Below are 13,778 nucleotides of genomic sequence, written 5' to 3' on the forward strand. Positions count from 1 at the left end.
GACAGGAAAACTTAAATGAATACAGAAATAGATGGATTAAAAATAAATTATCGGGATGAGGGACAGGGAACGCTTCTGGTTCTCCTTCACGGATGGGGATCAAATGTAGACCTTTTTGATGGCATATTTAAATTTGCTTCCAAAAAGTATCACGTTGTCGGCATGGACATGCCGGGCTTCGGTAAGAGCGATGAGCCCACTGAGCCCTGGGAAGTAAGCGACTTTGTGGATTTCGTGATTCATTTTATAAATAAACTCTATCCGGATGACAAGGAGGTTATTCTTCTTGGTCATTCCATGGGCGGACGCGTTATCATTAAGATGATCGGCACGAAAAGTGAGGAGGAGCTTGGCTTTAAGGTTACCAAGGTTATTCTCACTGACAGTGCGGGAATCAAGCCTGTTCCGTCAGGTAAGCAGTCCAGCAGGACAAAGAGATATAAATTCTACAAGGGAATTCTTAATAAGACAGGAATTGCAAAGGCATTTCCGGGAACCCTTGAGAGTCTTCAGAAGAAATTCGGCTCAGCTGACTATGCGGCTGCAACTCCTATCATGAGGGCAAGCCTTGTAAAGGTTGTAAATGAGGATCTTGCGCCATATATGCCCAAGGTGACAATGCCTGCTCTTCTTATCTGGGGAGACCAGGATACTGCAACACCTCTTTCTGACGGGCAGCAGATGGAGAAGCTTATGCCGGAGGCAGGTCTTGCGGTTATACCGGGAGTTGGTCACTACTCCTTCCTGGAGAATCAATATATGTACAACAAGATTTTGGGAAGCTTCCTGAAAATAGAAATGTGAGGAACCTTATATGAACACAATAATCTTTTTTATATATATTGCGGCTTATATAGCAGCAACGGTTATGGGGCTTAGGCACTATACTCATATGCTGCAGCTTTCGTCCTACCAGTTCCAGGGGTACTTCAGGTATCTTAAGTCAAAGCCCCACAGGTATGGACTTCATGTTGGCTTTTTATTTGTGACAGCTATTCTGGGAATACTTGGCAGAAACAGCCTCAGCAAGGCTTTTGCTATTTTATCCCTGGTATTTTTGATCTTTCTTATTTTTCAGTATCTGCCGAAGCCTGCAAAGAAGAAATTTGTTGTAACCAAGAGAGTTCAGCGACTTTTCATAACCTATGCGGTAGTATTCCTTATTTTCTGGGGAATATCAAGCTGGTGCTATTACACAAGCGGAGAGACACTGGCAGGTGTATTTATTGCTTCTAAGAACAGCGTTTCTAACTTCACGATAGAGACTAATCCCAAGAAGCTCACAGCAATGTTCCTTGTTGCTGTTTTCATGGGATTCCTTCCTCTTGTTACAGCGCTTTGTAATCTGATAAACAAGCCCATCGAGAAGAAGGTAAACGATTGGTTTATCCATGATGCTCAGAGAATGTTAAATGAGCATCCGGGACTTAGGATCATCGGTATTACAGGAAGCTATGGTAAGACAAGTGTTAAGTATTACCTCTGGACTCTTCTTTCAGAGGGCTTCAGGGTTCTGATGACACCTGAGAGCTTCAATACACCGATGGGAGTTGTTCGTACTATCAGAGAGCAGCTCACACCTATGCATGAGATTTTCATCTGTGAAATGGGAGCAAGACATGTGCATGACATCAAGGAGATAACAGATATCGTTCATCCCGATGACGGTATGCTGACATCCATTGGACCTCAGCACCTTGAGACCTTCCATTCCATGGAAAATATTGTTGATACCAAGCTTGAGCTCTTTGATGCGGTTCAGGAAAAGAGCAGCGAAGGTCTTAAGTTTGCAAACGGTGATAATGAGATAATTAAGGATAATCTCAGACACAACAATGTGGTTCTGTACGGCTGCAGCGAGGGCTGTGACTATAGGGCAACAGAGGTCAGATTTACAGCAGACGGCGCATCCTTCAGGGTTACTGCTCCTAACGGGGATACAGAGAGCTTCTCAATGAAGCTTCTCGGTGAGCACAATGTAACAAATGTTGTAGGTGCGATTGCCATGGCTCACACAATGGGAATTCCCATGAGCAAGCTGAAGATGGCGGTAAGACGTATTACTCCTGCACCTCACAGACAGGAGCTGAAAAAGCATGGCAATGTATCAATCATTGATGATGCTTACAACTCAAATCCGATGGGTGCAAAGAGAGCCCTTGATACACTTTCTAAATTCGAGGACAGCGTAAGAATCCTTGTAACACCCGGAATGGTTGAGCTTGGTGACAAGGAAGCTGAATATAACAAGGAATTTGGTAAGCAGGCTGCCGAGGCAGCAGATTATATCATTCTTGTGGGATCAGACCACACAAGACCCATCAAGGAAGGAGCTCTTGAAGCAGGCTTCTCAGAGGACAGACTTTTCGTCAAGGAAGCGCTTAAAGAAGCTACTGATCTGATGTACGAGCTGGAGGCAGGTAAGCCCAAGGTAATTCTTTTGGAAAATGATCTGCCGGATAACTATCTGTAATGCTTACACAATAGAGGATAATTAAGGAAGAAACATGAAACTGGAGAGAGGTCTTGAAATAAAAAAGACTATCTGTGGCGAAGGAGAAAAGGCAGTAACACTTGATGCTGCCTTTTCTCTCGTTATGGCATTCATTACGGTGATCAACCAGAATGCTATCATGGATCATCTTTTTTTCAGTAAATATAATATTGCCAGATATGTCATCCTGTTTATGGTGTACACGGTTTTATTCTATGTGACCACAAGGATTATATGGGCTGTCTATAAAGATAAAGGTAAGGAAGCAGCGATCTGCGAAAAGAGACTTCCAAGACTTAAGCTGGCTCTTATTATGCTTGCAGCTTGGCTTCCGTATCTTCTGGTATTCCTTCCGGGAGTTGCCAATTACGATACGGTCAATCAGGTGAATGACCTTTTCGACGGTGTAGGTCCAGTGCCCTTTGGGTTTATTGAAGGACAAAAGACAGTAAATGTATTCCTAAATGCTCATCATCCAATAGTTCCGACCTTTATCTTTTCAGCTTTTATCGCGATCGGAACCTTACTGGGAAGTGCCACACTTGGCTTTTTGATATATGTTATCTGTCAGATGGCAGCAGGAGCATTTCTTATATCCGGGATTCTCTGCGATATATATGAAAATGCTAAAACAAATAAGGGACGTAAGCTAATAAAGCTGGTGAGACTTTTCTACATGTTTATGCCCTTTATTCCGATGTACATGATCTGCATGCTGAAGAATACCATGCACGGTCTGTTGTTTATCCTTCTCATCTATGTCCTGTACAGATACTTTACAGGCAGGGATGAAAAGCCTGCAGGCTCCTTTGCACTTTTGTTTTTGATAGAGATAATGCTGTGTGTAACCCTTAACACCGGAATATTTGTGGTTATCTTTACAGCGATAGGAATTTTATTCTTAAAGGACAAAAACAGGCTTAAGATTCTGCTTGTATCCCTTGGCTGCGCAGTGGTGTGGTTCATAGTTTTCCCCAAGGTAATATATCCTGCAATGAATATCTTTCCCGGAGGAAAGCAGGAGCTTTACGGAACACTTTTCCAGCAGACTGCAAGGCTTATAAGGGATAAGGAAGAAGACCTTACGGATGAAGATAAAGAAATCATAAATGCGGTTTTAGACTATGATAGAATAAAAAAGGATTTCACCTTTAATGTGACGGATCCTGTGAAGGATACTTATCGAATCGACTGCACAAAAGAAGATATGAATGCGTATCTTAAGATGTGGCTAAGACAGGGGATAAAGCATCCTGTGGTATATTTCAGGGCGACGCTTTCAATCTGCGGATATTTCTTTGCGCCCGGTGCAGGGATTCAGATATTTAGTGATATTCCCAAGGCTAAAGGAATATTTGGTGAGATTCACTCCCTGGTGCCCAGCAGATTTGGAGAAAAGGCAGCGGAGCTGTATTTTCAGATTACGATCATGCCTGTGATAAAATGGATATTCCAGACAGTGCTCTATGCCTTCTGGATTCCGGTGTATCTGTTCTATATACTTGTTATCAGGGATAAGGCTGAGGATGAAAAAGGTAAAAAAAGGCCGGAGCTGATTGTGCTTTTGCCACTTTTTGTTACTGTTCTGTTTTTGGTAGTAAGTCCCATGAACTACAGCAGATATGCGCTTTGTCTTATATTTGCATCGCCTCTTGTGGTGGCGCTTTTGGGACCTCTTTATAAAAGAAGTTGAATTTTTCACAGATAAGATTATACTTTTTGATGTATGATTTTTTGTCGAAGCAATTTGAAAGGAAGTGTTTATTTTGAAGTTAAAGCTTGCAGTTCTCTTTGGCGGTAAAAGTACAGAGCATGAGATTTCCATTATCTCTGCTATTCAGGCAATAGGATATATGAACAGGGATAAGTACGATATCATTCCTGTTTATATGACTAAAGAGAATGATTTTTATATTGGTGAAGATATGGATAAGATCGAGGAATACACACATATTCCCGAACTCCTTAAGAAGAGCACAAAGGTAGTGTGGATAAAGGATGGCAATAAGGTCAATCTCGTCCGCTACCCCATGAAGAAGTTTGGTAACAACGTGGTTACCAGCGTAGATATCGCTTTTCCTATCGTTCACGGAACAAACGTTGAGGATGGTGTTCTTACAGGATACCTTCAGACACTTGGTCTTCCCGTAGTTGGCTGTGACGTTCTTTCTTCAGCTGTTGGAATGAACAAGTATGTTATGAAAACTGTTCTTAAGGACAACGATATTTCCGTTCTCGACTGCAAGTGCTATACATGGAAAGATTATGAGGATGCTGAAGGTCTTATGAACAAAATCGAAGGCGCATTCAAGTATCCCGTTATTGTAAAGCCTATCAACCTTGGCTCAAGCATCGGTATTTCCAAGGCTGGTAACAGAGAAGAGCTCACAGAGGCTCTTGAGCTTGCATTTGAGTTCTCAAGAAAGATCCTTGTTGAGCCTGCTATCGTTAAGCTCAAGGAGATCAACTGCTCTGTTCTTGGTGATTACGAGGAAGCGGAGGCTTCTGAGTGTGAGGAGCCCATCAACTCAGATGAGATCCTTTCATTTGAGGATAAGTATATTGGCGGCTCAGGTGCTAAAGGAGCTAAGTCAGGTGGCGCTAAGACCGGTGGTTCTAAGGGAATGGCCAGCCTTAAGAGAAAGATCCCTGCTGATATCACAGATGAGCAGAGATCAGAAGTTAGAAAGATGGCAGTTGATGCATTTAAGTGCCTTGGCTGCAGCGGTGTTTCCAGAATAGACTTTATGCTTGATGAAGAGACCGGAAAAATCTATCTCAACGAGATAAACACAATTCCGGGATCACTGTCCTTCTATCTTTGGGAACCCCTTGGCAAGAAGTATTCACAGCTTCTTGATGACATGATTAATATAGCAATTAAACAGGACCGCGAGAATCACAAGCTGGTATTCTCTTTTGAGACTAACGTTCTTGAGGGAGTTAAGCTTGGTGGTGGCTCTAAGGGAAGTAAAGTTTGATTAATAAAAAATAAGGCGTTAAACCAACGCCTTATTTTTTTCATATGTATCCTGAATTATTTTGTGACAATAGAGTTCGATATTTTTCTTGTCCTCGGGCTCAAGCTGATCCATATAGATGGGAGCGCCGTACTCGAGAACTACATGAGATTTTTTGATAAAAGGAAGATGATCTTCAAAAATTGCATTTGAATTATTGATGGTCATCGGAACAATGGGGCATCCGGTTTTCTGAGCTATTTTAAAGCTCCCCTTATGGAACGGAAGCATCTCATCAGATTTGTTTCTGGTGCCTTCCGGATAGATGGTAATTGAAATGCCGTTTTTTACCTTATCGATAGCGGAGAGGATAACCTGCAGTCCCTGTCTGATATCGGATCTGTCAAGGAAGAGACAGTCCATATTTCTCATCCACTGGGAGAGAACGGGAACCTTGAGGATTTCCTTCTTGGCGATATAGCCTGTGAGTCTCGGAACTCTTGAGTAACTAAGAACTATATCAAAATAACTTCTGTGATTACCAACATAGAGTACTGCTTTGTCCTTTGGAACATTTTCCTCACCGATGACTGTAAGCTTCGCGCCGGAGAGAAAAGCCACACATCTAAAGGCCCAGCTCACTATGCGGAGTGAGGCGGTCTTTTTCGCTTCAAGGTTAAATTTACCTACAATCCAGAGCACAAACTGAATAAGTATGCTGCAGAGCAGGAAAATAAACAAAAATAAAAAAACTAAAATAAGACGTATCATGAATGAATCTCCGATAAATTTATAGTATGATGTATACGGATTTTGCAGGAGATATTCATCAACCTTAAATCCATACAAATAATTATTATACCACAATAAACATACAGGAAAAGGAAATCAAAATGCTTCTGATTAAAAACGGACGACTTATAGACCCGGCAAGCGGTCTTGACGGATACAGAGATGTCCTCATTCACAATGGAAGAATCGCCAAAGTGGGCTACTGCGGAACACTTGATGACATGGCAGCTGAGGCTGCGTCCATGTATACAGAAGGCGGAGTGGCAAGACTTGATGAGATTGATGCAGGAGGAATGATTGTTGCTCCGGGACTTGTGGACGCACATGTTCATTTCAGAGATCCCGGCTTTACTGATAAGGAGGATATCCATACCGGCGCAGAGGCTGCCAAGAAGGGTGGATTTACCTCTGTTGTGATGATGGGAAATACCAATCCTTCACTGGATAATCCTGAGACAATAAGATATGCCCTCAAAAAAGGAGCTGAGACCGGCATTAGAGTTTTTACCTGTGCCAATATCACAAAGGGAATGCAGGGAAAAGAGCTGACTGATATGGAAGCCCTTCTGGATGAAGGCGTAGTTCTCTTTACAGATGACGGTAAGCCTCTCATGGATGAGAGCATCATGAAGAAGGCCTGCGAGAAGGCAGCTGCCCTTAATAAGGTGTTGAGTCTCCACGAGGAGGATCCTTCCTTTATAACTGACAATGGAATTAACGCCGGAGAAGCTGCTTGGGCGCTCGGAATAAAGGGCTCTCCAAGAGATGCCGAGATTGCTATGGTAAAAAGAGATATAGCACTGGCGAATGAAACAGGCGCACACATTACCATACAGCATATAAGTACTAAAGAGGCTGTGGATATGATAAGGGAGGCAAGGAAAACCAATCCCGGAATCCATGCGGAAGCAACGCCTCATCACTTTACACTTACAGATGAAGCAGTAGCAAAATACGGAAGCCTTGCCAAGATGAATCCGCCTCTTAGAAAAGAGAGCGACAGACTTGCGATCATCGAGGGATTAGCAGATGGAACGATTGAGACCATTGCGACAGATCACGCTCCCCACACAAAAGAGGAGAAGGAGAGGGAGATCACGAAGGCTCCCAGCGGAATTATAGGGCTGGAGACATCCCTCGGACTTGGAATAAGGGAGCTCGTGGAGAAGGGGCACATGGATATGATGACTCTGCTTTCCAGAATGACCTGTCTTCCTGCGGCCATATATGAACTGTATGCGTTTGTACCCGGGGATGAATTATCCTCAGACGGAAGGAATGTTATAGAAGCACTTCCTGTCGGAAGAATATATGAAGGCGGCCCCGCTGATCTTGTGATTTTCGCTGAAAAAGAGACCTATAAGGTTGAAGAATTTGCATCAAAGGCTTCGAATTCGCCTTTTTTAGGGGAGGAATTACCCGGAAGGATTCATTTCACCATATGCGGTGGAAATGTTGTTTACAATATATAAATCATATTACGTGAAAGGAAAATACCAATGTCCAAGAAGAAAAAGATATCGGCTGAAGTAATTTCGCAAAGCAGCTTAGCAGAAGGAATAATGGATCTCAGGCTAAAGACAGATCTTGCTGAGGATGTAGGTCCCGGACAGTTTATCGGAATCTATCCCTCTAACAGATCGACACTTCTTCCAAGACCCATAAGTATCTGCGGCTATGACAAAACCGAGAAGACACTTCGCATAGTTTACAGAATAGCAGGAAGCGGAACAGCAGAATTTGCCCTGTACAGACCGGGAGACTGTGTGGATATACTGGGAATTTTGGGAAATGGGTTCCCTGTGGATAAGGCAAGTGGAAAAAAGGTTCTTATTATAGGTGGTGGAATAGGTGTACCGCCCCTTCTTGGCCTTGCAAAGGAACTGAAGGAGAATGGCTGTGCAGCAGAAATATCCATGGTTATGGGATATAGAAATTCCGAGACCTTCCTTTCAGATGAGTTTGAAAAATATGGAAAGCTTTATATAGCAACAGAGGATGGAAGCGTTGGAACCAAGGGTAATGTAATAGATGCCTGCAGGGAAAATAAGATAGAAGCGGATGTGATCTTTTCCTGTGGACCTATGCCCATGCTACGCGGCGTTGCAGCTTATGCAAAGGAGATATCCGCAAAGGCATATATTAGTCTTGAGGAGCGTATGGCCTGCGGTGTCGGAGCCTGCCTTGGATGTATATGCAAAACAAAAAATGTTGATGACCACTCACATGTAAACAACGCTCGCATTTGTACAGACGGTCCGGTATTCGATGCCGATGAGCTTGAGCTTTAAGGCTTTTGATAGTGCGGAAACCAGAGAATATATGCAACAAGCATCATAAATAGTAGGAGAATGGGATGAATACATCAGTAAATATAGCCGGGGTAACCTTCAAAAACCCCGTAATGACAGCTTCAGGAACCTTTGGCTCAGGAATGGAATATGCGGAATTTGTTGATCTTAACAGACTTGGCGCAGTAGTGACCAAGGGTGTTGCAAGTGTTCCGTGGCCGGGAAACCCCACACCCAGAGTTGCTGAGGTTTATGGAGGCATGCTGAATGCAATAGGACTCCAGAACCCCGGAGTGGACGTTATGATAGAGAGGGATCTGCCCTTTCTTAAGGATTTTGATACAAAGGTAATAGTAAATGTGTGCGGAAAGAGCACCCAGGATTATGTGGACGTGGTAGATAAGCTTGCAGATCAGGACGGCGTTCACATGCTGGAGATAAATGTGTCCTGCCCCAACGTAAAGGAAGGCGGAATAGCTTTCGGACAGGATCCCAAGGCTCTTTTTGAGATCACAAAGGAGATAAAGAACCACGCTAAGCAGCCCATTATCATGAAGCTCAGCCCCAATGTCACAAGCATCGCTGAGATGGCTAAGGCTGCAGAGGCAGCAGGTTCAGATGCGATATCTCTTATAAATACCATAACCGGTATGAAGATTGATATTTATAAAAAGACATTTGCCATAGCAAATAAGACAGGAGGCCTTTCAGGTCCTGCAATTAAGCCAGTGGCTGTACGCATGGTTTATGAGGCTTCACATGCGGTAAAGATACCTGTAATTGGAATGGGTGGAATCGCAAATGCAGAAGATGCAATTGAATTTATGCTGGCAGGAGCAACTGGAGTTGCTGTCGGTGCCATGAACTTCCATGACCCCTACACAACACTTAATGTGGTAGAGGGCATAGAAAGATACATGAGAGAGCAGGGAATAAGCGATATCAATGACCTGATCGGTGCTGTAGATTAACGCTTTTCTGCCTTTAATCAAAAATAAAAGAAACTCTAACCTTTGAATCAGAGATTTTTTCTCCGTCCATCTGCAGTTCGTACTGCACATGGGCGGATATTTTTTTTGAGCTTATCTCCATCATGAGATTCCTTGTGATGGCTGTCATTTTCATAAGGCCATAGGGTGTCTGGTAATCGGTGTTCCAGATCTCGCCTAGACGAAAGTAAAGATCGGAGGAGAGATCTCCGGTTTTCATCATGCGAAGATATCCTTCTCCTATTTCAAGCCTGTTGCCTACATTAGCGGATGAATCATCTGAAGGGGCCTCCGAGATTTTGTCGTTTTCGGAAAATGTAATTATGTAGTTTAGTCCATCCTGTGTGCAGTGGGCTCTGTGCTCGGTTTTTATTATCTCAGGCTTACCGTCGCCGTGATCGTGAGCACCGATGATCTTAATAGTTCCTTCCATATATATCCTCGCGAAGTTATGATTATTAGTCTGTAGTTAAAGGTGTGGTGATAAACAGCTCGGGAGCAATGCCTCTGCTTCTGAGCTCATTTACTGCGTGCTCTGCGCCTGCAAGATTCTTGTTTTCAAAAATCCCGAATACTGTAGGGCCGCTGCCACTCATGCGGGCACCCATAGCTCCATTGGAAAGAAGAATCTGTCTGATATCCTCTATGACGGTATATCTTCCTGAGGTTATGGGCTCAAGAACATTGCCAAGGCGTTCTGTGATACCTGTAAGGTCCTCATTCTCAATGGCATTTACCATTCCGTCGATGTCGGGATGATTCTCGATTGGAGCAGAATCAAGGGTTGTATAAGCCCATGCAGTTGAAACATCAATCGGAGGCTTTGCGATAACTATATGACAGGAAGGCATGTCCTTAAGCTTGGTGAGCTCTTCGCCGATGCCCTCTGAAAGTGCTGTGCCACCTTTAATACAATAGGGAATGTCCGCACCCTTTTTTACAGCGAGAGCACATAGCTCGTCAGTGCTAAGGGAGAGATTCCAAAGCTCATTTAATGCAACATAGGTTGCTGCAGCGTCGGTACTTCCGCCTGCCATGCCGGCAGCCATGGGAATGTTCTTATCAAGGTGGATGGTAACACCCTTATCCTCAGCGTGGCAATGAGTCCTCAGCTGATCAGCGGCTTTCCATATAAGGTTGTGCTCATCTGTGGGGATTCTGGGATCTGCAGTTTCTATAACTATTTTATTATCATCACGCTCAGTGAAGGTGAGCTCATCAAACAGATCAATGCTCTGCATTATCATTCTGACAAGGTGATAACCGTCCTTACGTCTACCGATGACATCAAGGCCTAAGTTTATTTTTGCGTATGCTTTTCTTTTTAACAAATCTTTATCCTCCATTATTAATATGGCTGTTTGTATCATAGCATAAAATCAGGTGAAAACGGAAATCTGTAGGAGTTTATAAAATGTTTATAAGTGGCGGCATTATGGGGAACTGTATAGGAAATTTTATAATTATTTAATTGAAAACATCAAATAAAAATCTTAAGGTTAAGGTGAAAACAGTCGATAAATAAGATGAGTAATACTGTAAGTATGCCTTGGCATACCAGTCGTATCGGCGTCAGATCAATTGGCGTAGAAAAGGAGTTCATATGGGCGTAAACGGAGTTACAGGTTTAGACCAGACCACCGCATATTACGAGCCGACTGCGACCGCAAAAGCCACAGAAGAAAAAGCTGAAGAGAAAACAGCTAAGACCGCTGAAGCAAAGGATACAGAAAAGGCTGCGGTTTATGAGAAATCGGATAATGTTGCGGCATCGTCGACCAACAAGACTTATGTAAAAAATGAAGCTGTCATCAATATGCTTAAGAGTGATCTTGAGGATAGACAGAATCAGCTCCAGGATATTGTAACCAAGATGATGAGTAAGCAGGGTGTTGCAATAGGAAAAGCTGATGATATCTGGTCATTCCTTGCATCAGGCGATTTCACGATTGATGAGGCAGCTAAGAAAAAGGCACAGGAAGAGATTTCAGAGGACGGCTACTGGGGCGTAAAGCAGACCTCACAGCGTATCCTTGATTTTGCCAATGCTTTAACAGGTGGAGATCCCGATCAGATTGAAAATATGCGTTCAGCATTTGAGAAGGGCTTCAAAGAAGCAACAAAGACCTGGGGAAAGGAGCTTCCTGATATATCAAAGCAGACCTATGATGCAGTCATGAAGGGATTTGATGATATGGCAGCTAAGAACCAGCAGACACAGGCTCCTGTAGAAACCGGTGAAATAGAGGCATGAGTATAATTAAATATATGTAATATTAAAGGACTGTGGGCAATGCTCACAGTCCTTATTTCATGTACTGATATAAAATTATTTAATCGGCTTAGCGCCTGCCTTCTCCTGAGCCTTAGCAACAAGGTCCTTCCAGAAGCCCTTCTTCTTTTTTTCAGGAGCTGCGTTACCGCCTCTGATTCCCTTTACTGAGATAACATAGATTCCGCTGACCTCAGCCTTAACTTCCTTTTTAACAGGAACAGAATCAAAAATCTTCTCATCACATACAAGGTTCATGATCTGAGGACCAACCTTAACCTTAAGGATCGGAAGCTTGGAACGTCTAAGAAGCTTGGGAGTATTCTCCAATACTGCAGAGGGAAGACCTGCTTCATTGATCTTCATGCGCTTCTTGTCAATGATGAGCATTGATACACTCTGCTTCATGGACTCCATCTGAGCCTGCTGCTCTTCCTGACGCTTCTGAGCCCTTTTACCAAGAATTGTGAGCACTATAAGTGCGATTGTAAGTACAACAATAATTACTAAAAATACGATTAATACCGGATTCAAAACATTCCTCCAAACTAAAAAAATAACAATTAATTCCGATTTGCCCATCGCTGCGCAAAGACCATTTTAACATTGAATTAAGACGTAGGCAACAAAAATACTTTAATATAAGTATAAACTGTGCTAGTATTAAAAAAGTTTATTTTAATCTAAGAAAGCACTAAGGAGTAAATACTTATGAGAAAATTTTTAGCGGCTGTTTCCGCTGTGGTAGTCGCAGCAGGAATGCTTGCCGGATGTTCCAAGGCAGCAGACAATAAGGACGCAGCATATCTTAAGGATCTTAATCTTGATGATTACGTTACACTTGGAGAATATAAGGGAGTTAATATAGAGGTTGCATCACCTGAAGTAAGTGATGAAGAGGTTGAACAGTACATGCAGTATATCAGCTCTTCAATGAAGGCAACTGTTGAGGTTACAGACAGAGCCGTACAGGAAGGCGACACAGTTAATATTGATTATTCAGGAAAAAGAGTTGACACCGGAGAAGTATTTCAGGGTGGTACAGCAGAAGGTTATGACCTTACAATCGGTTCACATACATTTATCGATGGTTTTGAAGACGGTCTTATCGGCGCAGCTATAGGAGAGACAAGGGATCTTAATCTTACATTCCCCGAGAACTACAGCTCAACAGACCTTGCAGGCGTAGATGTAATTTTCACAGTAAAAGTTAATGGCATCAAAATCAAGCCCGACCTTGACGATGCATACGCAGCATCACTTGGAATCGAGAATGTATCAACCATAGATGAGCTTAAGACATATCTTAAGGACAGACTTATGGAGGATAAGCAGGCTCAGTATAAGAACGAGATCAATTCCAAGATCCTTGATGCAGTAACAGCTAATTGTTCATTTAATCAGCCGCCTCAGGCTACTCTTGATCGTTTCAAGGGCCTTTACACAGAGCAGGCTGACCTTGTTGCTTCATATTATTCAGCAAATTACGGCACAAGCTACACAACAGATCAGGTTCTTTCAATGATGATGGCTCAGGAAGGTTTCTCCGGAGAGCAGACAGATTATCTTGATAATAAGTCTGTAGAGCTTGCAGAGCAGTTCATTATGCTCGGTGCTATCGCTAAGCTTGAGGGAATTGATGTAACTGAAGACGAGCTTAATGAGAAGCTTGAGTCTGATATGTCAAATGCTAATGCAACAGCAGAAGAGGGTAAGGCAATTGCCAGCCTTGATGATTACAAGAAGACAGTAGATGTTGAGAATATCAAAGAGAATCTTCTTACAAATAAGGTTATCGAGTTCCTTGGTGAGAATGCAAACGTAACTGAGCCTGCTGAAGATGCTACAGAGGATGCAGAGGCAGCTGAGAGCACAGAGAATACAGAGACCGAGAGCACAGAAGAAACAGAAGAGGCAGAAAGCGCAGATTCAGCAGATACTGCTGAATAATCATATAAATGATTTATTGGATGGAGGCAA

At 42.9% G+C, this 13,778-nt stretch carries 13 protein-coding genes; 9 read left to right on the forward strand and 4 right to left on the reverse strand.

The annotated features are described in order from the left end of the window. Positions 1 to 15: 15 nt before the first annotated feature. The 4 genes from G601_RS0100440 (at position 16) to G601_RS0100455 (ending at position 5,475) form a co-directional block, all read left to right on the forward strand. Positions 16 to 804 (forward strand): alpha/beta fold hydrolase, encoded by a 789-nt coding sequence (locus tag G601_RS0100440; RefSeq protein ID WP_026664122.1) that lies wholly within the window; start codon positions 16 to 18, stop codon positions 802 to 804. Between the two features lie 10 nt (positions 805 to 814). Continuing rightward, positions 815 to 2,473, forward strand: a complete 1,659-nt coding sequence (locus G601_RS0100445; protein ID WP_026492364.1) for a Mur ligase family protein — start codon at positions 815 to 817, stop codon at positions 2,471 to 2,473. A 34-nt stretch (positions 2,474 to 2,507) separates the two neighbouring features. Continuing rightward, entirely contained in the window at positions 2,508 to 4,187 is a 1,680-nt protein-coding gene (locus tag G601_RS0100450; protein WP_026664123.1) for a DUF6020 family protein, read from the forward strand. Positions 4,188 to 4,260: 73 nt separating this feature from the next. Then, positions 4,261 to 5,475, forward strand: a complete 1,215-nt coding sequence (locus G601_RS0100455) for a D-alanine--D-alanine ligase family protein (RefSeq protein ID WP_026664124.1) — start codon at positions 4,261 to 4,263, stop codon at positions 5,473 to 5,475. 18 nt (positions 5,476 to 5,493) lie between these two features. Here G601_RS0100455 and G601_RS0100460 read toward each other — a convergent pair whose 3' ends face one another. Continuing rightward, the gene (locus tag G601_RS0100460; RefSeq protein ID WP_026492367.1) at positions 5,494 to 6,225 is read right to left on the reverse strand and encodes a lysophospholipid acyltransferase family protein; all 732 of its coding nucleotides are present in this window, start codon (positions 6,223 to 6,225) and stop codon (positions 5,494 to 5,496) included. Between the two features lie 122 nt (positions 6,226 to 6,347). Between G601_RS0100460 and G601_RS0100465 the strand changes: the two genes are divergently transcribed. From G601_RS0100465 to G601_RS0100475, 3 genes are all read left to right on the forward strand, one after another. Beyond that, complete coding sequence (locus G601_RS0100465) at positions 6,348 to 7,718, forward strand: dihydroorotase (protein ID WP_026664125.1); 1,371 nt, start codon at positions 6,348 to 6,350, stop codon at positions 7,716 to 7,718. A 27-nt stretch (positions 7,719 to 7,745) separates the two neighbouring features. Next, positions 7,746 to 8,537: a dihydroorotate dehydrogenase electron transfer subunit gene (locus G601_RS0100470; RefSeq protein WP_026664126.1), complete on the forward strand. Its 792-nt coding sequence runs from the start codon at positions 7,746 to 7,748 to the stop codon at positions 8,535 to 8,537. Between the two features lie 65 nt (positions 8,538 to 8,602). Continuing rightward, positions 8,603 to 9,508 (forward strand): dihydroorotate dehydrogenase, encoded by a 906-nt coding sequence (locus G601_RS0100475; protein WP_026664127.1) that lies wholly within the window; start codon positions 8,603 to 8,605, stop codon positions 9,506 to 9,508. Between the two features lie 13 nt (positions 9,509 to 9,521). On the opposite strand, the gene G601_RS0100480 is transcribed toward G601_RS0100475, so the two are convergent. After that, positions 9,522 to 9,959, reverse strand: a complete 438-nt coding sequence (locus G601_RS0100480) for a DUF1934 domain-containing protein (protein WP_026664128.1) — start codon at positions 9,957 to 9,959, stop codon at positions 9,522 to 9,524. Between the two features lie 25 nt (positions 9,960 to 9,984). Further along, positions 9,985 to 10,857, reverse strand: a complete 873-nt coding sequence (ispE, locus tag G601_RS0100485) for a 4-(cytidine 5'-diphospho)-2-C-methyl-D-erythritol kinase (RefSeq protein WP_330368779.1) — start codon at positions 10,855 to 10,857, stop codon at positions 9,985 to 9,987. A 272-nt stretch (positions 10,858 to 11,129) separates the two neighbouring features. On the opposite strand from ispE, the gene G601_RS21365 reads away from it, so the two are divergent. Next, entirely contained in the window at positions 11,130 to 11,780 is a 651-nt protein-coding gene (locus tag G601_RS21365) for a hypothetical protein (RefSeq protein WP_035790132.1), read from the forward strand. Between the two features lie 75 nt (positions 11,781 to 11,855). Here G601_RS21365 and G601_RS0100495 read toward each other — a convergent pair whose 3' ends face one another. After that, positions 11,856 to 12,332, reverse strand: coding sequence for a hypothetical protein (locus G601_RS0100495; RefSeq protein ID WP_026492373.1), 477 nt, complete (start codon positions 12,330 to 12,332; stop codon positions 11,856 to 11,858). 177 nt (positions 12,333 to 12,509) lie between these two features. Here G601_RS0100495 and tig point away from each other — a divergent pair, with 177 nt between their 5' ends. Continuing rightward, positions 12,510 to 13,748: a trigger factor gene (gene tig / locus G601_RS0100500; protein WP_026664130.1), complete on the forward strand. Its 1,239-nt coding sequence runs from the start codon at positions 12,510 to 12,512 to the stop codon at positions 13,746 to 13,748. Positions 13,749 to 13,778 lie beyond the last annotated feature (30 nt).

Source organism: Butyrivibrio sp. FC2001, from assembly GCF_000424125.1.
Classification (GTDB): Bacteria; Bacillota; Clostridia; order Lachnospirales; family Lachnospiraceae; genus Butyrivibrio.

Bases quoted from the DNA above. Each gene is read 5' to 3' on its own strand.
- G601_RS0100465 (WP_026664125.1), top strand. From the start codon at position 6,348: ATGCTTCTGATTAAAAACGGACGACTTATAGACCCGGCAAGCGGTCTT.
- G601_RS0100470 (WP_026664126.1), top strand. From the start codon at position 7,746: ATGTCCAAGAAGAAAAAGATATCGGCTGAAGTAATTTCGCAAAGCAGC.
- G601_RS0100450 (WP_026664123.1), top strand. From the start codon at position 2,508: ATGAAACTGGAGAGAGGTCTTGAAATAAAAAAGACTATCTGTGGCGAA.
- G601_RS21365 (WP_035790132.1), top strand. From the start codon at position 11,130: ATGGGCGTAAACGGAGTTACAGGTTTAGACCAGACCACCGCATATTAC.
- G601_RS0100480 (WP_026664128.1), bottom strand. From the start codon at position 9,959: ATGGAAGGAACTATTAAGATCATCGGTGCTCACGATCACGGCGACGGT.
- G601_RS0100445 (WP_026492364.1), top strand. From the start codon at position 815: ATGAACACAATAATCTTTTTTATATATATTGCGGCTTATATAGCAGCA.
- G601_RS0100460 (WP_026492367.1), bottom strand. From the start codon at position 6,225: ATGATACGTCTTATTTTAGTTTTTTTATTTTTGTTTATTTTCCTGCTC.
- G601_RS0100475 (WP_026664127.1), top strand. From the start codon at position 8,603: ATGAATACATCAGTAAATATAGCCGGGGTAACCTTCAAAAACCCCGTA.
- tig (WP_026664130.1), top strand. From the start codon at position 12,510: ATGAGAAAATTTTTAGCGGCTGTTTCCGCTGTGGTAGTCGCAGCAGGA.
- G601_RS0100440 (WP_026664122.1), top strand. From the start codon at position 16: ATGAATACAGAAATAGATGGATTAAAAATAAATTATCGGGATGAGGGA.